The following is a 17,703-nucleotide window of genomic DNA, read 5'->3' on the forward strand; positions in this document are numbered from 1 at the left end:
GGAACGTGGGTGCTCGGTGCTGGTGCCGGCCGGGGGTTGGGGCGCTTGCCCGCGCTTGCGTGGTGCCTCCCCCGCTCTCGGCTTCGCTCGAGCGGGGGGACCCCCACCGCCCACCCGTGCCGCCTGGGGGTCCCCCAGGCCCTTAAGGCACTGGGGGAGGCACGACTGCCCGCAGCTGCGGGGGTGCCTTTCCGGCCGACCGAGTCGGGTGGTGGGTGGGCGAGGCGGGGTCCAGGGGCGGAGCCCCTGGCGGGGTCTGGGGCGGAGCCCCGGGAGTGCCCCAGGAGTGAGTCCGGGCGAGCCTGGATAGTGTCGCGGTATGGACTCTCTGCCGACCCCAGCCACTCAGCTCGGCCGGGACGGACTGGCCGCGCTCCTGGCCAAGCCCAGCGCGGCGCTCGTCGGCCTGGACTTCGACGGCACCCTGGCCCCCATCGTCGCCGACCCCGAACAGGCCCGCGCCCACCCCGGCGCCGTACCGGCCCTCGCCGCCCTCGCCCCGAAGGTCGCCTCCGTCGCCGTGGTCACCGGCCGCCCCGCCGGGGTCGCGGTGCGCCACGGCGGCTTCGCCGGCGTCCCGGGCCTGGAGCACCTGACCGTCCTCGGCCACTACGGCGCCGAACGCTGGGACGCGGTCACCGGCACCGTCACCGCCCCGCCCCCGCACCCCGGCGTCGCGGCGGTGCGCGCCGAGCTGCCGGGCGTCCTGGACCGCGCCGGCGCCTGGCACGGCACCTGGATCGAGGAGAAGGGCCGGGCCGTCGCGGTGCACACCCGCCGCGCCGACGACCCGCAGGCCGCGTTCGAGGCCCTGCGCGGCCCCCTCACCGACCTCGCCACCCGCCACGGCCTGATCGTCGAACCCGGCCGCATGGTCCTGGAACTGCGCCCGCCGGGCATGGACAAGGGCGTGGCGCTCGCCGACCACGTCCGCAGGACCGGCGCCGAGTCCGTCCTCTACGCCGGCGACGACCTCGGCGACCTCCCCGCCTTCGCCGCCGTCGGCAAACTCCGCTCCGACGGCGTCCCCGGCCTCCTGGTCTGCAGCGGCAGCACCGAGGTCACCGAACTGGCGGAACGCGCAGACGTGGTGGTCGACGGCCCCGCCGGTGTCGTACGCCTGCTGGTTTCACTGGCGGCGGCGATCGAGGGCTGACCTACCGCTTCGCCTGCCATGCCCCCTGTGCACCCGAGAGTCACGCAGGCTGTCGGTACGTCCCCGTAACATCACCCGCATGGTCGACGTTGGCGTGCGGCAGTTGGAGCGCAGTAGGGACCGACTGGCGCGGGGCGGGGAAGAGTTGGTGGGCCAGACTGATCTCGCTACTGGCGGGCTGCTGCTGTTCTACAGTGCCGAGTGCGGCCTGAAAGCAGAGTTGATGCGGCGGAGAGGCTTGCGGGACACGGCGCAGCTGCCCGAGGACCTGCGCACTCATGACCTTCGTGCCTTGGCGCGAGAACTCCGACTGTCACGGGAGACTCAGGAGGCGCTGAGGGGGTGTGCTCGGCCTCGGATCAACGGCCGCGCTCTGCAGAAGGTGGAGCCGCAGGCACTGCACGAGGCATGGCGATACGGTGCGGACCTGGAGGCGGACGATGAGAAGCATGCGTTGGGGGCCCTGCGAACCTTGATCTCGGAGTCCCGGAAGTGAAGGGCAGCGTGAACAGCGAAGTGGCATCCCACCTGGGTCTCGGCGACTACAGCGGTGTGGTACCCGGGCGTCTTTTCACCTGGGTCGACGTCGATGAACATCTCGCGTACTTGGCCGCGGGCGGCTCCTGGCCAGGGTGGTTGCTGGAAGCCGACGCCTGGTGGGACCAACTCGTACTGACGATCCGGCCCGACACTACGGAGGACAACGTCCGAGAATGGTTGGACCATGCCTTCGGTCGCGGCTCGGTCAGCGGTCCCCCGGGGGAGCTGGTGCTCGCCTTGGACCGTCCGACCGGACTCGGCGCCGAGGGCATTCCCGTCGTACTGGAAAGGGTCGCTGAGCACGCGACGAAGCGGCGGGTGCCGCGCCTCGTGGAGCGCAGGACGACGGCTGATCTTGCTCGCACGCTCTCCCGTCCTCGCCTCGACGGCTTCGCCGGCGACGTTCAGATGATTGCGTTTCACTCCTTCAAGGGCGGAGTGGGCCGAACAGTGCATGCGGTGGCTCTTGCCGATCATCTGGCCCGGCTAGGACATCGTGTACTCCTTGTCGACGGCGACCTGGAGGCGCCCGGCGTCACCTGGATGCACCAAGCACAAGGCGGTACGTGCGACATCGGTTACGAGGACGTGCTGGCGCTCCTGCACGGAACCAGCGGAGGAGACGTCCAGTCCGTTGCCGACATCGTGCGCGGATACCTGGCAGGTCAGTTCGTGGTGAGCGCTACCGGTTCGGGGAAGCTCGCGATTCTGCCTGCCATGCGCCGGTCTCGGCTCGGGCCTCCCCGTATCGAGCCTGTCGACCTCCTCACCTCTGACCGGTCGGCTTACTTCCTCACGGAGTCGCTTGCCGAGGTGGCGTCCGTCAGTGGTTTCGACATTGTGATCATCGACCTGCGGGCGGGTGCGTCCGAGTTGTCGGCACCGATCCTTCTCGACCCTCGTGTGCAACGGGTATTCGTCACCACGCTGAGCAGCCAGTCCTTGGACGGCACGGCTCGAATGATCCGCCAGCTGGGTGTGAAGGCTCCGGCTCTGCTGGGCCGTGATCCAGCCCCTGCCGCAGTGGTGACGCAGTATCGTCTGGACGTCCACGACACTGAGGCGGAGGCTGCTCGCGAGGCACTGACCCAGGCGTTGGACGACATCCTGCTTGTGCCGGAAGGTGACCCGCATGAGTCGGAACTCCCCGTCGACGCCAAGGCAGTGACGGTCACGCTGGTCAGCCCCTTCAGGGACGAGCTGCTGGCACTACCGCGCAGTTGGGACGAGGTCGTCGAGGTCGTGCGCCGCTGCGGTCTGGGAGACCGGGTTGCCGAGCTGGCACCTCAGCCCCAGCCGGGAGGGGGCGACACCGGGGCAGATGGCCCCAAGGGTGTGGAGGAACGGAGAAACGCGCTGAGGGAGCGGGCCGCCGCGCTCGTCTTCGCGGAACGGACGGGTCTCGACGGCGCTCTGGGCTTTCTGTCCACGGAACCGTTGCGCCGGCTCATCGGTGATCATCGCGCCGCGCTGCCGGTCACGGTTGTGGTGGGAGCGAAAGGCGCCGGCAAGACTTTCACCTTCGCCCGGATGTGCGCTGCCGGTAGCTGGTCCGGATTCGCCCGGAAGGCCGGCATGCAGGTACAGGATGACGCGCTGGTGGTGCCGGTCCTCGATCCAGCCAACCTGGATCAGCAGCCCACGGGCGATGGTCGCACCGGGCCCCAGGATCTTCGAGACCGGGCGGCAGGCGGTGAGGGAGCCACACGTCGCCAGATCCTCAAGGTGCTGAACGACGCCCTTCACTCCCAGGAGAGCGGCACCGACCCGTACGTTTGGCTCGACGTATGGTTGCGCTGCATGGCCATCGCCGGCGGCAGCGCGCCGGCACGGGGGGAAAGCTTCGACGCCGAGCGTGAACTGCTGACACTCGGCAAGACGGGGAAGCTGCTCTTCGTCTTCGACGGCCTTGAGGACTTCCTTCAGGAGTTGGAAGGCGAGTCCAAGCGGGTCGCACTCCGCACCCTCCTGGTCGAAGTTCCCGAGTGGCTGCGTTCCCTGCGTGGGCGTCCGCTCGGCGTGGTGGTGTTCGTTCGCCGCGACCTGGCGTCCTGGGCGATCACACAGAACCTCGGTCAGTTCCTGGACCGGTACGAGGCATACGCGCTGCGCTGGGACGCCCAAGAGGCCCTCCGGCTCGCCCTCTGGGTGTCGGTGACCGCCCATGCCGTCCGGGAACCGGATCGTGACCCGATGGAACTGTCCTATGAGGAAATCGCCCAGGCCCTGCGGCCGGTCTGGGGAGCGAAACTCGGTTCGGACAGTTCACACGAGGCATGGTCCGAACGCTGGGTCCCGGCAGCCCTCGCCGACTTCAATGATCAGGTCCAGGCCCGCGATGTGGTGCGGTTCCTCAGAGAAGCCGCAGGCCTGTCTGCCGGCGATGAGCAGAAGGACCGACTCCTTGTCCCGACTGCCATGCGCAACGCACTTGCCCAGTGCAGCTCGGAGAAGGTCAGGGAGATCGGTCAGGAGAACAAGCGGCTCGGCGACCTGCTGCGGGGACTGGGCCAGTACGCCAGTGACGTACTGATGCCCTTCAGCGCGGAGGACGTCGGACTGGATGCCACCGGCATCGCGGTACTACAAGAAGCCGGCGCGCTGGCCCGGGACACGGATGGCCGGTACCGCCTGCCGGAGATCTACCGGCACGCCCTGGGCTTCAGAACACAGGGGCGCGCTCGGGTCGTCCGTAGATGACGGAATCGCTGGACCGCGCGGACGTGGTGGTCGACGGCCCCGCCGGTGTCGTACGCCTGCTGGGGGCCCTCGCGGATCAGCTGGGCTGAAGGTCCTCGAGCGCCCGCAGCTGGTCCAGGAACCACTGGGCCGGGGGAAGCGCGGTGGCCGCCGCCGCCAGCCGCTTGGTGCGGTCCGCCCGCTCCTCCGGCGGCAGGGACAGCGCCGCGTGCAGGGCCCGCGCGGTCTCCAGCACGTCGTAGGGGTTCACCGGGAACGCGTGGGCGCCCAGCTCCTCGTACGCCCCGGCCTCCCGGGACAGCACCAGCGCACAGCCCTGGTCGGAGACCACCGGCACCTCCTTGGCGACCAGGTTCATGCCGTCCCGGATGGGGTTGACCAGCGCCACGTCGGCGAGCCGGTACGCGGCCAGGGAGCGCGCGAAGTCGTCCTTGACGTGCAGCACGACCGGGGTCCAGCCGGGCGTGCCGTAGACCGAGTTGATCTCCTGCGCCACCCGCTGCACCTCGGCGGTGTAGTCGCGGTACACGGCGAGGTCCTGGCGGGAGGGGTACGCGAACGCGAGATGCACCACCCGTTCACGCCACTCGGGGTGGTCGTCCAGCAGCTGCCGGTACGCCAGCAGGCCGCGCACGATGTTCTTCGACAGCTCGGTGCGGTCGACGCGCACGATGCTCCTGCGGCCTTCGCCGATCTCCGCGCGCAGCGCCGCCAGCCGCTCGTCCACATCGGGCTCGTGGGCCCGCTTGCGCAGGAAGTCGGCGTCGGCGCCAAGCCCGTGCACTCCGACCCGCACGGCCGGAGCCCCGGGGCCCAGTACCGCCTGACAGCACTCCGTGAACGCGTTCGCCCACCGCCTGGTCAGGAACGCCACCCGGTCCGCCCCGAGCATGCCCGCCAGCAGCTGCTCGCGGATGTCCCCCGGGAGCAGCCCGAAGTACTCGGGGGGCGCCCACGGGGTGTGGGAGAAGTGCCCGATCCGCAGGTCGGGCCGGAGCTCGCGGAGCATGCCGGGCACCAGGCACAGGTGGTAGTCCTGCACCAGCACCGCCGCCCCCTCGGCCGCCGCCCCGGCCAGCGCCTCGGCGAACGCCCGGTTGTAGGCCTCGTACGACGCCCACTGCCGCCGGAACTCCGCGTCGAAGACCGGTTCCAGCGGGGTCTGGTACAGCATGTGGTGCACGAACCACAGCACCGAGTTGGCGATCCCGTTGTAGGCGTCGGCGTGCACCTGCGCGTCGATGTCCAGCATCCGCACCCGCTGCCCGCCGGTGTCCTCGTCCGGCAGCGGCCCGCCGCCCGCGCGCCGTACCGCCTCCCGGTCCCCGTCGCCGAGCGCCGCGCACACCCACAGCGAGTCCGCGTCCGGCCCGATGGCCGACAGTCCCGAGACCAGCCCGCCGCCGCCCCGCTTGGCGCGCGGCGAGCCGTCCTCGTCCACCGTGTACGACACCGGCCCGCGGTTGGACGCGACCAGCACCCGAGCCCTCTCGGCAGCACCCTGCGTGGAAGCCATGGTCCTCAACCTAGCCCGGCCCGGAAACGCTCAAACGTACGGCCACGCCTCGTGTCACCGCCGTATACGAACTCAGGCCACCCGGCGCTCGGCGTACTCGGCGATCTCCACCATGGGTGGTCGTTCCTCGGTGTCGACCGAGTAGGTGCGCGGCTCGAAGCCGTCCTCGCCGCGCTCGAACTGGGTGAGGGCGGGCCGGATCAGATGGCCGCGGGCCAGCCTCAGCTGGGCGGTGCGGTAGATCGCCGCGGCCATCCGGCCGAGCGCCTGCCCGTCCTGGTGGCGGTGCTTGCGCACGCCCACGTCGACCTGCCCCAGCGCGTCGAGGCCCACCAGGTGCAGGGCGTCCACCAGCATGCCCAGCTCCACGCCGTACCCGACCGGGAAGGGGAGCTGTTCCAGCAGGCTGCGCCGGGCCGCGTACTCGCCGCCCAGCGGCTGCACGAATCCGGCCAGCTGCGGCCAGTGCATGTTCAGCAGCGGGCGGGCCATCAGCTCGGTGACCCGGCCGCCCTGGCCGGCCGTCCTGCCGGGGGCGAGCGCATCGAACTCCGCGGCGAGCGGGCGGTCGTACATCGCCTTGACCAGGTCCACGCCCGGCTCGGTGAGCAGCGGGCCGACGATCCCGGAGACGAAGTCGGAGGAGAAGTCGCGCAGGTCGGCGTCGACGAAACAGACGATGTCCCCGGTGGTGACCAGGAGCGAGCGCCACAGCACCTCACCCTTTCCGGGGACGGCGGGGATGCGGGGCAGGATCTCGTCCCGGTGCACGACCCGCGCGCCCGCGGCGGCGGCGACCGCGGAGGTACGGTCGGTGGAGCCGGAGTCGACCACCACGATCTCGTCGACGAGCGGCACCTGCTCCACGAGGTCGTGGCGGATGACCGCGACGATGTCGCCGACCGTCTCCTCCTCGTTGAGCGCGGGCAGCACGACGGAGACCGACTGGCCCGTGCGCTGCTTGGCCGCGAGGATCTTGTGCAGCGGGCGATCGGTCACCGACCAGGAGCGGGTGGCCAGCCAGCGCTCGACTTCTTCCAGCACAGTCAGCGGCTCCTCACGTGTCTCGCGGTTCGGACGACTATCTCAACTGTCCTGGCCTTCGGTTACAGTCTTGAACAACGCCGGTGACCATCGCATGTCGGGGTCGACCGCGCGCCCACAACTGCATACCGCTCATCCAGAGGGGCAGAGGGACACGGCCCGATGAAGCCCCGGCAACCCCCCTGAGCCGAACTCGTCTCCGCGAGGCTCCAGGCCAGGGAAGGTGCCAAATCCGTCTCACGGCGAGGTGCGTCGTGAGGAAGATGAGGAGAAAGGGCCTCGCCTCCATGGCTGTGCAGACAGTTGCAAGCTCCACCGATTCCACCGTCGACCTCGGTCCCGCCGCGGCCCTGAGCTGTCGCGAGTGCGGTCACCGTGTTCCGCTCGGCCCGGTGTTCGCCTGCGAGGAGTGTTTCGGCCCGCTGGAGATCGCCTACGACTTCTCCGCCTACGACACCGAGGAGCTGCGCCGCCGCATCGAGGCCGGCCCCGCCAACATCTGGCGGTACGCGCCGCTGCTCCCGGTCCCGGCCGACGTGACCGACAAGCCGAACCTGAACCCGGGCTGGACCAAGCTCGTCAAGGCCGACAACCTCGCCGCCGAACTCGGCGTCACCGGCGGGCTGTTCGTCAAGGACGACTCCGGCAACCCGACCCACTCCTTCAAGGACCGCGTGGTCGCCCAGGCCCTGGAGGCCGCCCGCGCCTTCGGCTTCACCACCCTGTCCTGCTCCTCCACCGGCAACCTCGCCGGTGCCGTCGGCGCCGCCGCCGCCCGGGCCGGCTTCCGCTCGTGCGTGTTCATCCCGCACGACCTGGAGCAGGGCAAGGTCGTCATGGCCGCGGTCTACGGCGGCGAGCTCGTCGGGATCGAGGGCAACTACGACGACGTGAACCGCTTCTGCTCGGAGCTGATCGGCGACCCGGCCGGCGAGGGCTGGGGCTTCGTCAACGTCAACCTGCGGCCGTACTACGCGGAGGGCTCCAAGACGCTGGCGTACGAGATCTGCGAGCAGCTCGGCTGGCGGCTGCCCGACCAGATCGTGGTCCCGATCGCCTCCGGCTCCCAGCTCACGAAGATCGACAAGGGTCTGCAGGAGCTGATCAAGCTGGGGCTCGTCGAGGACAAGCCGTACAAGATCTTCGGCGCCCAGGCCGAGGGCTGCTCGCCGGTGTCGACCGCCTTCAAGGCCGGTCACGACGTCGTACGGCCGCAGAAGCCGAACACCATCGCCAAGTCCCTGGCCATCGGCAACCCGGCCGACGGGCCGTACGTCCTGGACATCGCCCGCCGCACCGGCGGTGCCGTGGAGGACGTGACGGACGAGGAGGTCGTCGACGCCATCAAGCTGCTGGCCCGCACCGAGGGCATCTTCGCGGAGACGGCGGGCGGCGTGACCGTCGGCGTCACCCGCAAGCTGCTCAAGGACGGCGTCCTGGACCCGGCGAGGACCACGGTGGTCCTCAACACCGGCGACGGCCTGAAGACCCTGGACGCGGTGGCCGGGACCGGCCTCACCGCCACCATCCGACCGACCCTGGACTCCTTCCGAGAGGCTGGCCTCGCATGAGCGTGACCGTTCGCATCCCCACCATCCTGCGCACCTACACCGGTGGCCAGGCGGAGGTCAGCGCCGAGGGCGCGACCCTCGCCGAGGTCATCGCCGATCTGGAGAAGAACCACACCGGGATCGCCGCGCGGGTGCTGGACGACCAGGGCAAGCTGCGCCGGTTCGTCAACGTCTACGTCAACGACGACGACGTGCGCTTCGAGCAGGGCCTGGACACCGCCACCCCGGACGGCGCCGGCGTGTCCATCATTCCGGCCGTCGCGGGCGGCTGATCGTTACCTTAGGTAACTTCAGTTACGCATTGTTCATCGAATTGCCTCCTCCGTGAGAGAAGCGGAGGGGGCAATTCTGTGTGATTGAGCGCGGTAGAGTTGGGGAACGCGCTCTCGGCCGGACCGGTCGGGGGCCCTGAATTCATGCCGCACACCCGATGAGAAGCAGCCAAAATACGCGGGCCTTATGCGGCTTTTGTGGTGGTTTGTGTAGCCCGACTTGCCCCGAAGTCTGCTGAATTCTCACCACATTCCGGACCGTTCCCGTCCAGAATTCTCGTCCGATTGACCTGTTGCAGACGGCAGTTGGACAGATACATTCAGCCGCGGTCGACGCGTTCCGGCGCACGCCCCCGTCCGATGGGGGGTGAGGTCTGACCCGGATCCGCGAAGTGCGGATCTGTGCAAGGGCCAGTAATAGGGGAGTTAGGCATGGCTCAGGGCACCGTCAAGTGGTTCAACGCGGAGAAGGGGTACGGCTTCATCGCGGTCGACGGTGGTGCGGACGTCTTCGTCCACTACAGCGCGATTCAGATGGACGGCTACCGCACCCTGGAAGAGGGCCAGCGGGTCGAGTTCGAGATCTCGCAGGGCCAGAAGGGTCCGCAGGCCGACATGGTTCGCGTCACCGCCTGAACGTTTCTTGCACGAAGGGCCCGCACCTCGCACAGGGTGCGGGCCCTTCGCCGTGTCCGGGCTGCCCCGTTCGCCCCAGGCTGATCCGGCTGAGCCGCTTGCACTCGACCAGGCCGAGTGCTAATCATTGGCGTTAGCACTCTGAAGGTGAGAGTGACAAAGAAGGACCGGGTCGGTGAGGCCCGCAGGCCAAGTGGGGCAAGGAACCACGGGCCGGCGAGCCGTCCGTCGCGGGCGCGGGCGCGGTCCGAAGGAATCACCCCCAGTCCTGGAGGGACCACTTCACATGGCCAAGATCATCGCGTTCGACGAGGAGGCGCGGCGCGGCCTCGAGCGCGGCATGAACCAGCTCGCGGACGCCGTGAAGGTGACGCTCGGCCCCAAGGGTCGCAACGTCGTCCTCGAGAAGAAGTGGGGCGCCCCCACGATCACCAACGATGGTGTCTCCATCGCCAAGGAGATCGAGCTCGAGGACCCGTACGAGAAGATCGGCGCCGAGCTGGTCAAGGAAGTCGCCAAGAAGACGGACGACGTCGCCGGTGACGGTACGACCACCGCGACCGTGCTCGCCCAGGCCCTGGTCAAGGAGGGCCTGCGCAACGTCGCCGCCGGCGCCAACCCGATGGCCCTGAAGCGCGGTATCGAGAAGGCCGTCGAGGCCGTCTCCGCCGCCCTGCTGGAGCAGGCGAAGGACGTCGAGACCAAGGAGCAGATCGCCTCCACCGCGTCCATCTCCGCCGCCGACACCCAGATCGGCGAGCTGATCGCCGAGGCCATGGACAAGGTCGGCAAGGAAGGCGTCATCACCGTCGAGGAGAGCAACACCTTCGGCCTGGAGCTCGAGCTCACCGAGGGCATGCGCTTCGACAAGGGCTACATCTCCGCCTACTTCGCGACCGACATGGAGCGCATGGAGGCGGTGCTGGAGGACCCGTACATCCTCATCGCCAACTCCAAGATCTCCTCGGTCAAGGACCTGCTCCCGCTGCTGGAGAAGGTCATGCAGTCGGGCAAGCCGCTGCTGATCATCGCCGAGGACGTCGAGGGCGAGGCCCTGTCGACCCTGGTCGTCAACAAGATCCGCGGCACCTTCAAGTCCGTCGCCGTCAAGGCCCCGGGCTTCGGTGACCGCCGCAAGGCCATGCTCGGCGACATCGCCATCCTCACGGGCGGCGAGGTCATCTCCGAGGAGGTCGGCCTCAAGCTGGAGAACGCGACCCTGGACCTCCTGGGCCGCGCCCGCAAGGTCGTCATCACCAAGGACGAGACCACCATCGTCGACGGTGCCGGCTCCTCCGAGCAGGTCAACGGCCGCGTGAACCAGATCCGCGCCGAGATCGAGAACAGCGACTCCGACTACGACCGCGAGAAGCTGCAGGAGCGCCTGGCGAAGCTCGCCGGCGGTGTCGCGGTCATCAAGGCCGGTGCCGCCACCGAGGTGGAGCTCAAGGAGCGCAAGCACCGCATCGAGGACGCCGTCCGCAACGCCAAGGCGGCCGTCGAGGAGGGCATCGTCGCCGGTGGTGGCGTGGCCCTGCTGCAGGCCTCCCAGGTCTTCGAGAAGCTGGAGCTCGAGGGTGACGAGGCGACCGGCGCCAACGCCGTGCGCATCGCGCTCGAGGCCCCGCTGAAGCAGATCGCCGTCAACGCCGGCCTCGAGGGCGGTGTCGTGGTGGAGAAGGTGCGCAACCTGACCCCGGGCCACGGCCTGAACGCCGCGACCGGCGAGTACGTCGACCTGGTCGCCGAGGGCATCATCGACCCGGCGAAGGTGACCCGTTCCGCGCTGCAGAACGCCGCCTCCATCGCCGCGCTGTTCCTCACCACCGAGGCCGTCATCGCCGACAAGCCGGAGAAGGCCGCCGCGCCGGCCGGCGGCGGCATGCCGGGCGGTGACATGGACTTCTGATCGACCTGACGGTTGATCGCCTGTCCTTCGGACCGAGGGCGGTGCTTCCAGCTTCCGGCTGGGGTGCCGCCCTCGGGCGTTTCCGGGTTCCGGGCTCAGTCGGCGTAGTCCTTGAGGTCCTCCGTGTTCAGGGTGATGCCGACCGGAGGCGGGAGCTGGACCGTCGCGCCCCAGGAGTAGGAGGGCGACTGCTGGTAACGGCCGTCCTTGGGGTCGCTGTGCACGACGATCGTGTCGTCGTCCCGGTCGATCAGCAGGTAGACGGGGATACCAGCCTCGGCGTAACCGCGGACCTTGTCGACGCGGTCCCGCCGGTCGGTGTCACGATCGCGAGAGGTGACTTCCACGACCATGAGGACGCCGTCGGGGTCTGCCCAGTCGCCTTCCTGGGCGATGAAGTGGTTGAACGGCGCCAGCGCACCGTCCGCACAGGCGTGGCCCTTGCGGTAGGCGCCGATCTTGAGCTGCTGCTCGGGGTAGAGGGCCAGTTCGGGGCGCACCTGCATGAACAGCCGCATGAGCCACACGATGATGCCCCGGTGACGCTGGTCCGGCAACGGCTTGACCTCTAGCTTTCCGTCAATGAGTTCGAGCTTCACGCCCTCTGGAGCCTCGTGGGCCAGCTCCTCGAAGTCCTCGACCGAGATGCGGTCGCCCTTCACGTACACGCGGCCGTTGATGAACTCCAACCGCACGTTCTCCGGTGCCCTGCGGGCAAGTTCCTCGAAGTCCTCGGCGGACATCTGCGGGCGCTGGGCGGTGCTGGGGGTCATGGCATTGCCTCCTCCCCTCCATCGTGCCCCGGACCGGTGTCGTCGGACCGTAGGAGCGGTCATACGGGTGTCCTTTCTCGTCGGGTGGACGCCATAGCAGCGCGAATCCCGGCCGCGCGGCCCTGGACCGCCGAAGGAGGTAGGGGCGCGTTGGAGCGTGTAGGTGCGCGCCCGTCTGGCGGACAGCGACAGCACGGGCGCCGTACGGCCCAGGGCGGCGAGCAGGATGTGGGCGCGGGACCGGGTGGGGCCCGGCGGCGGTCCGGCCGGCTCCTCCGGTACGTCGCCGCGCGTGAACGCCCCCACCAGGCGTCGTCGCGCGCGGTACGGGACCACCACGATCGGGTGATCCACCGGGTGCCGCCGGAGTCCGTCTCCAGCCGCTCCCGGCCGCGCCGCAAGTGCCCCGCCGCCTGAAGGCGGTTGAGGATGGTCCGCAGTGCGCACTGGCCGTAGGGGAGCTGCTTGGCCAGCGTTTTCACCGAGATGTCGGCGCCTTCGGGGAGGCGGTCGAGGTACCCGGCGACGGCCGCCTCACGGGGCGTGAGGTGCGAGAAGTCGTGGTGGGTGCGCGGGCGTTGGTCCGGCGCGGAGCGCTTGCCGTAGCCCGGATTGGCCATCGGGTGCGGGGTCGCGTGCGCGGGCAGGGAGGCAGGGCTAAAGTGGGTGTCAGCCACGGGATCGCCTTCTTCGATCTCGTCGGTCAAGCCCCCGCAGGTGTTCCAGCACCTGACGGGGGCTGTTCGTTATGCGGGCACGCTAGAGCCTTGTGACCGTGCGTGGCAAGTCGAGCGCGGTGCGTCAACTCGCGGGGTGGGTGGGCGGGTTGGGCCCTCCACCCGTTCCTTGGAAAGAGGTCTCGAATCTCAGGGCTTGAGCCCCGAGGCGAACGCCGACCAGGCCTCGCGCTGCGCGCGGCCCTGTGCCGGGTCGGGGTGCGAGTACGCCGTCGACGTGCGCAGTGGGCGGGTCGGTGAGGTGATGGGGCGCGTGGGAGGCCGGGTGCGGCTGCGTCCCCTCGGTGGCGGGCGGGAGTGGGACTGTCCGCCGGAGTCGGTCGAGCCGGCGCCGCCGGACGCGGTGCTGCGGGAGCGGGTGCGGCAGTTGAACCGGGCCAGTGTGAGTGGCGTCACGTGAAGGCTTCGGTGGGGGCGGGAATGTGGGCCGGCGCACAGCTCGTTAGTTCAGAAGCTGCAACAATGCGTGCACACATACCGCCCGGTCAGCAGAGTCATTCACCAGGAGCCCCCGTGACCGTCACGACGCCCGCCTCCCGCGCGGCCCAGATCCTGTCCCGCCCGATCGCGCTCAACGGTCTCACCGTTCCCAACCGGATCGTGATGGCGCCGATGACCCGCATGTTCTCCCCGGGCGGCGTCCCCGGCGAGGACGTGCGCTCGTACTACGCCCGCCGCGCCGCCGCCGGCGTCGGCCTCATCGTCACCGAGGGCACGTACGTGGGCCACGAGTCGGCGGGGCAGAGCGACCGGGTGCCGAGGTTCCACGGGGAGGAGCAGCTCGCGGGCTGGGCGAAGGTCGCCGAGGACGTGCACGCGGCGGGCGGCACCATCGTCCCGCAGCTGTGGCACATCGGCATGGTCCGCAAGGACGGCGACGCCCCCTACCCGGAGGCCCCCGCGATGGGCCCCTCCGGCCTGGTCACCGCGGGTGCCGAGCCGACCGGCAAGGCGATGACGCAGGCGGACCTGGACGACGTCGTCGCCGCGTTCGCCCAGGCGGCCGCCGACGCCGAGCGCATCGGCTTCGACGGCGTGGAGCTGCACGGCGCCCACGGCTACCTCCTCGACCAATTCCTGTGGGAGGGCACCAACCGCCGCACCGACGCCTACGGCGGCGACCCGGTGGCCCGCACCAGGTTCTCCGCGGAGATCGTCGCCGCGGTCCGCGAGAAGGTCAGCCCCGAGTTCCCCGTCATCTTCCGCTACTCGCAGTGGAAGCAGCAGGACTACACCGCCCGCCTCGCCGAGACCCCCGAGGAGCTGGAGGCGATCCTCACCCCGCTGGCGGCGGCCGGCGTCGACGTCTTCCATGCCTCCACCCGCCGCTACTGGCTGCCGGAGTTCGACGGCTCGGACCTGAACCTGGCCGGCTGGACCAAGAAGCTCACCGGCAAGCAGGTCATCAGCGTCGGCTCGGTCGGCCTCGACGGCGAGTTCCTGGGCGCCTTCAAGGGGGAGGGCTCCGGCGTCAAGGGCATCGACAACCTCCTCGACCGCCTGGAGGCCGAGGAGTTCGACATGGTCGCCGTCGGCCGTGCGCTGCTCCAGGACCCGGAGTGGGCGGCCAAGGTGCTCTCCGACCGCTTCGACGAGCTGAAGCCGTACGACGCGGCTTCACTGAAGACGCTCAGCTGAAACTCCCTCTTTCCGGTGCCGTTCTGCGGGCACTCGTGATCGTCGTCGCCCGTTCCCCTGATGAGCAGTCAGGCTGGGATCAGGGGAGCGAGCGATGACGAAGAGCGAGTCCGGGCCGGTGGTGCGCACCGCCCACGGTGCGGTGCGCGGCCTGCGCGAGCGGGACCTGTCGGTGTTCCGGGGCATCCCCTTCGCCGAACCCCCCGTCGGCGCGGCCCGCTTCCAGGCCCCGCGCCCGCCCCGCCCCTGGGACGGCATCCGCGAGGCGTACGCGTTCGGCCCGCCGCCCCCGCAGGACGCCGGCTTCCTGGGCGGCACGGCCCCGCTCCCCGCCCCGCAGGACACCGACTGGCTCACGGTCAACGTCTGGACACCGGACCCGGATCCGTCCGCCGCCCGCCCGGTGCTGGTGTGGATCCACGGCGGCGCCTTCAAACTGGGGCACGGCGGCCAGCCGGGCTACGATCCCCAGCACCTGGCCCGCGCGGGCGACGCGGTGCTCGTGACCTTCAACTACCGGCTGGGCATGGAGGGTTTCGCCCTCTGGGACGGCGCACCGGCCAACCGGGGCCTGCTGGACCAGGTGGCGGCCCTGACCTGGGTCCAGGAGAACATCGCCGCGTTCGGCGGTGACCCGGCCCGGGTCACCGTCTTCGGCGAGTCGGCCGGCGCCGGTTCGATCGCCTCCCTGCTGGCGATGCCCCGAGCACGGGGCCTGTTCCGCCGCGCGGTGGCCCAGAGCGTGCCCGGCACGTTCTTCTCCGCCGACCTGGCCCGGGACCTGGCGGGGGCACTGGCCGCCGAGGCGGGACGCGAACCCACGGCCGCCGATCTGGCCGCGACCGACCCGCACCGCCTCACCGAGGCCGGCGCGGCACTGGGCACCAAGATGCCCCAGCACACCGACCGCTGGGGCCAGGCGGCCCCGACGACGGTCCCCTTCGCCCCGGTGGTCGACGGCGACGTGCTGCCGACGACCCCCTGGCAGGCCCTGGCATCGGGGGCGGCGAGAGAGGTGGACCTGCTGGTCGGCCACAACCGCGACGAGTACCGCCTGTTCCTGGTCACGGCGGGCCTGTCCGGCAGGGTCACGGACGACCTGGCGGCGGCGACCCTGCGGCTGTACGCACCGGGTGGCGAGAGCGGCGCGGCGGCCTACCGCGCGGCCTACCCCGACGCCTCCGCCGAGCAGCTCTTCGAACGCGTCCAGACCGACTGGCTGTTCGCGCTACCGAGCCTGCGCCTCGCGGAGGCCCAGCACACCGGCGGCGGCCGCGCCCACGTCTACGAACTGACCTGGCCGGCCCCCGGCAGCGGCGGCCTCCTGGGCGCCTGCCACGCCCTCGACCTCCCGCTGCTCTTCGGCACCTACGGCGCGGACCTGGGCGCTCTGCTCTTCCCCGGCGGCCGACCCACACCGGAGGCGGAGCGGCTGTCCGCGTTCATGAGGGGCGCCTGGACGTCGTTCGCCCGGACCGGCGACCCCGGCTGGCCGGGCTACGACCCCCGGTCCCGGCCGGTACAGGTCCTGGACACGGAGCCGACGGTGGCGCCGTACCCGGAGGAGCGGAGCAGGCGCATATGGGAGGGGTACGACTTCCCGGCCCTGCCGTTGCTGACCTGACGCCTACAGGTTGCCCATCGGCTCGATGTCGACGTGCACGGGGGTGCCCCACACCCGCAGCACCTCGTAGTCGGTGAACTCGTGCACGAGCCGGTAGGCCATCGCGGGCCGTGATCCGCGCCGCTGGGCGGCGAGATACGCCTCCGCGTCCCGCCGGTCCCGCCGGGGCGTCCCGCACAGCTGCCACTCCTGCCCGTTCCACGCCTCCGGCAGCCAGCGCTGCTGCGGCTGCGGCCGGTCGGCGCGGACCCCGTAACGCGAGGGCACGGCCGCCACCGGCTGCGCGGCGTTCGGCCTGCTGCCCTGGAACTCCGACCGCCGGGCGGCCCGGCGCCGGGTCTCACAGAGCAGACACAGATCGGGTGCGCTCTTGTCCACGGGGCCCTGGGGATGCTCGGGGCAGCGGGTGCTGGGCGCGCTGCTCCCGGTGCTCTCCTCCACGAGGTCGAGGGCCCGGCGCAGATCGGCCTTGATCTCGTGCAGCCGGGCGTCCGGGGTCTCGGCGGTCAGGGCCTCCCCGTGATCCCCGAGCACCCTCAGGGCCCTTCCGAGGGCGGCGAGCTGAGCGTGGTTCATGCTCCCCAAGGGTACGAGGGCGGGGCAGGCAGGAGGACGGGCAGGCAGGAGGGCGGGCAGGGCGAACCGGGAGCGCCGTAGGGTGGGCGCGTGTTGCCGAGCCGAGTGGTCGATGTTCTCCAGCGGTTCAACGCCGCTCATCCCTGGGATCACAACGCGCACTACCACCCCTGGCTGCTACGGCAGTTGCCCCGGCGGTTCGGCAGGGCGCTGGACGTGGGGTGCGGGAGCGGGGATCTGGTGCGGCTGCTGGCCGGGCGGGGGGAGCGGGTCCAGGGGATCGACTCGGATCCGGGGATTCTCCGGCGGGCCCGGGAACTGACCGGGGCCGCTGCCCGGGTCGGGTACCTCCTCGCGGAAGCCCCGGAGGGGATCCCCGGTGGACCGTACGACGTGATCACCTGCGTCGCCGTGCTGCACCATCTGCCCTTCGCCGGGACTCTCGACCGGCTCAGAAGGGAGCTGGCTCCCGGGGGCACCCTGGTCGTCGTCGGCTGTGCGCGGGCCGCCGGCCCGCTCGATCACACGCTCGGGCTCGTCGCCGTACCGCTGAACGCGCTCACGGGATGGGTGAAGAACCGTGGGCGGCCGGCCTCGCGGCGGCCCGTTTCGATGACCGCGCCGGTCCGTGAGCCCGAGATGACCTTCGACGAGATCGCCCGGGAGGCGCGCCGGCTGCTCCCCGGAGCCCGGCTCCGGCGGCGGCTTTTCTGGCGGTACACCCTTGTCTGGCGCGCCCCCGGCGGTCCGGCGGGCCGCTGAGGGCCCGCGTCCGGTGGTCAGCCGGCGATGCGGTCGAGGGCGCTCTGCGCCCCGCAGGCGGGGGCGGCGGCGAGGGCGCCGGCCGCCAGCGCCAGCGGTGAGACCGGACTGAACGCGGGCAGCAGGGCGAGGTTCTCGACACACCTGGCGGCATCGGTGTCGGTGACGCGGTTGTCGGCGTGGGCGGGGGCGGCCAGGGCCGCGGCGGAGGCCGTGAGGGCGGCGGTGACCAGGAGCTTCTTCATCATG

General features: G+C 70.7%; 15 protein-coding genes, 1 pseudogene and 1 riboswitch. Of the genes and pseudogenes, 9 read left to right on the forward strand and 7 right to left on the reverse strand.

Annotated elements, in window-relative coordinates; all coding sequences use genetic code 11:
* Positions 1 to 319: 319 nt before the first annotated feature.
* Positions 320 to 1,156, forward strand: a complete 837-nt coding sequence (gene otsB / locus ABB07_RS21160) for a trehalose-phosphatase (protein ID WP_208900169.1) — start codon at positions 320 to 322, stop codon at positions 1,154 to 1,156.
* Positions 1,157 to 1,660: 504 nt separating this feature from the next.
* Positions 1,661 to 4,396: a KGGVGR-motif variant AAA ATPase gene (locus tag ABB07_RS21165; RefSeq protein WP_244189455.1), complete on the forward strand. Its 2,736-nt coding sequence runs from the start codon at positions 1,661 to 1,663 to the stop codon at positions 4,394 to 4,396.
* A 76-nt stretch (positions 4,397 to 4,472) separates the two neighbouring features.
* Here the strand turns inward: ABB07_RS21165 and ABB07_RS21175 are convergent, their stop codons facing one another.
* Positions 4,473 to 5,912, reverse strand: a complete 1,440-nt coding sequence (locus tag ABB07_RS21175; protein WP_208900170.1) for an alpha,alpha-trehalose-phosphate synthase (UDP-forming) — start codon at positions 5,910 to 5,912, stop codon at positions 4,473 to 4,475.
* 72 nt (positions 5,913 to 5,984) lie between these two features.
* On the reverse strand, positions 5,985 to 6,956 hold the full coding sequence (locus ABB07_RS21180; RefSeq protein ID WP_208900171.1) for a glucosyl-3-phosphoglycerate synthase: 972 nt from the start codon (positions 6,954 to 6,956) through the stop codon (positions 5,985 to 5,987).
* Between the two features lie 129 nt (positions 6,957 to 7,085).
* Positions 7,086 to 7,226, forward strand: a riboswitch (SAM riboswitch).
* Between the two features lie 17 nt (positions 7,227 to 7,243).
* On the opposite strand from ABB07_RS21180, the gene thrC reads away from it, so the two are divergent.
* The 4 genes from thrC to groL all read left to right on the forward strand — a co-directional run bounded on the left by thrC (position 7,244) and on the right by groL (position 11,344).
* The gene (thrC, locus tag ABB07_RS21185; RefSeq protein WP_208900172.1) at positions 7,244 to 8,527 is read left to right on the forward strand and encodes a threonine synthase; all 1,284 of its coding nucleotides are present in this window, start codon (positions 7,244 to 7,246) and stop codon (positions 8,525 to 8,527) included.
* Positions 8,524 to 8,799 carry a MoaD/ThiS family protein gene (locus tag ABB07_RS21190; protein WP_208900173.1) on the forward strand — a complete coding sequence of 92 codons (276 nt, stop codon included), beginning with the start codon at positions 8,524 to 8,526 and terminating at the stop codon, positions 8,797 to 8,799. The genes thrC and ABB07_RS21190 overlap by 4 nt, the downstream gene beginning before the upstream one ends.
* Positions 8,800 to 9,231: 432 nt before the next feature.
* On the forward strand, positions 9,232 to 9,435 hold the full coding sequence (locus tag ABB07_RS21195) for a cold-shock protein (RefSeq protein ID WP_004986573.1): 204 nt from the start codon (positions 9,232 to 9,234) through the stop codon (positions 9,433 to 9,435).
* Between the two features lie 286 nt (positions 9,436 to 9,721).
* Complete coding sequence (gene groL / locus ABB07_RS21200) at positions 9,722 to 11,344, forward strand: chaperonin GroEL (RefSeq protein WP_014673417.1); 1,623 nt, start codon at positions 9,722 to 9,724, stop codon at positions 11,342 to 11,344.
* A 95-nt stretch (positions 11,345 to 11,439) separates the two neighbouring features.
* Here the strand turns inward: groL and ABB07_RS21205 are convergent, their stop codons facing one another.
* The 3 genes and pseudogenes from ABB07_RS21205 to ABB07_RS21210 all read right to left on the reverse strand — a co-directional run bounded on the left by ABB07_RS21205 (position 11,440) and on the right by ABB07_RS21210 (position 13,250).
* Positions 11,440 to 12,117 carry a Uma2 family endonuclease gene (locus tag ABB07_RS21205; protein WP_208900174.1) on the reverse strand — a complete coding sequence of 226 codons (678 nt, stop codon included), beginning with the start codon at positions 12,115 to 12,117 and terminating at the stop codon, positions 11,440 to 11,442.
* Between the two features lie 177 nt (positions 12,118 to 12,294).
* Positions 12,295 to 12,737: pseudogene (locus tag ABB07_RS40920) on the reverse strand (hypothetical protein); the annotation flags it as partial.
* A gap of 246 nt (positions 12,738 to 12,983) precedes the next feature.
* The gene (locus ABB07_RS21210) at positions 12,984 to 13,250 is read right to left on the reverse strand and encodes a hypothetical protein (protein ID WP_208900175.1); all 267 of its coding nucleotides are present in this window, start codon (positions 13,248 to 13,250) and stop codon (positions 12,984 to 12,986) included.
* A gap of 117 nt (positions 13,251 to 13,367) precedes the next feature.
* Between ABB07_RS21210 and ABB07_RS21215 the strand changes: the two genes are divergently transcribed.
* A complete protein-coding gene (locus tag ABB07_RS21215; protein WP_208900176.1) occupies positions 13,368 to 14,492 on the forward strand; it encodes an NADH:flavin oxidoreductase in 1,125 nt (374 codons plus the stop codon).
* Between the two features lie 94 nt (positions 14,493 to 14,586).
* Positions 14,587 to 16,116, forward strand: coding sequence for a carboxylesterase/lipase family protein (locus ABB07_RS21220; RefSeq protein WP_208900177.1), 1,530 nt, complete (start codon positions 14,587 to 14,589; stop codon positions 16,114 to 16,116).
* 3 nt (positions 16,117 to 16,119) lie between these two features.
* On the opposite strand, the gene ABB07_RS21225 is transcribed toward ABB07_RS21220, so the two are convergent.
* Complete coding sequence (locus ABB07_RS21225) at positions 16,120 to 16,692, reverse strand: hypothetical protein (protein ID WP_208900178.1); 573 nt, start codon at positions 16,690 to 16,692, stop codon at positions 16,120 to 16,122.
* Positions 16,693 to 16,785: 93 nt separating this feature from the next.
* On the opposite strand from ABB07_RS21225, the gene ABB07_RS21230 reads away from it, so the two are divergent.
* Positions 16,786 to 17,454 (forward strand): class I SAM-dependent methyltransferase, encoded by a 669-nt coding sequence (locus ABB07_RS21230; protein ID WP_208903553.1) that lies wholly within the window; start codon positions 16,786 to 16,788, stop codon positions 17,452 to 17,454.
* Between the two features lie 17 nt (positions 17,455 to 17,471).
* On the opposite strand, the gene ABB07_RS21235 is transcribed toward ABB07_RS21230, so the two are convergent.
* Positions 17,472 to 17,702 (reverse strand): hypothetical protein, encoded by a 231-nt coding sequence (locus tag ABB07_RS21235; protein WP_208900179.1) that lies wholly within the window; start codon positions 17,700 to 17,702, stop codon positions 17,472 to 17,474.
* Position 17,703: the final 1 nt, after the last annotated feature.

This window comes from Streptomyces incarnatus (assembly GCF_001027185.1).
GTDB lineage: Bacteria > Actinomycetota > Actinomycetes > Streptomycetales > Streptomycetaceae > Streptomyces > Streptomyces puniciscabiei.

Excerpts from the sequence above, each read along its gene's own strand:
- otsB (WP_208900169.1), top strand. The coding sequence starts at position 320 with ATGGACTCTCTGCCGACCCCAGCCACTCAGCTCGGCCGGGACGGACTG.
- ABB07_RS21175 (WP_208900170.1), bottom strand. The coding sequence starts at position 5,912 with ATGGCTTCCACGCAGGGTGCTGCCGAGAGGGCTCGGGTGCTGGTCGCG.
- thrC (WP_208900172.1), top strand. The coding sequence starts at position 7,244 with ATGGCTGTGCAGACAGTTGCAAGCTCCACCGATTCCACCGTCGACCTC.
- ABB07_RS21190 (WP_208900173.1), top strand. The coding sequence starts at position 8,524 with ATGAGCGTGACCGTTCGCATCCCCACCATCCTGCGCACCTACACCGGT.
- ABB07_RS21195 (WP_004986573.1), top strand. The coding sequence starts at position 9,232 with ATGGCTCAGGGCACCGTCAAGTGGTTCAACGCGGAGAAGGGGTACGGC.
- groL (WP_014673417.1), top strand. The coding sequence starts at position 9,722 with ATGGCCAAGATCATCGCGTTCGACGAGGAGGCGCGGCGCGGCCTCGAG.
- ABB07_RS21205 (WP_208900174.1), bottom strand. The coding sequence starts at position 12,117 with ATGACCCCCAGCACCGCCCAGCGCCCGCAGATGTCCGCCGAGGACTTC.
- ABB07_RS21220 (WP_208900177.1), top strand. The coding sequence starts at position 14,587 with ATGACGAAGAGCGAGTCCGGGCCGGTGGTGCGCACCGCCCACGGTGCG.
- ABB07_RS21225 (WP_208900178.1), bottom strand. The coding sequence starts at position 16,692 with ATGAACCACGCTCAGCTCGCCGCCCTCGGAAGGGCCCTGAGGGTGCTC.
- ABB07_RS21235 (WP_208900179.1), bottom strand. The coding sequence starts at position 17,702 with ATGATGAAGAAGCTCCTGGTCACCGCCGCCCTCACGGCCTCCGCCGCG.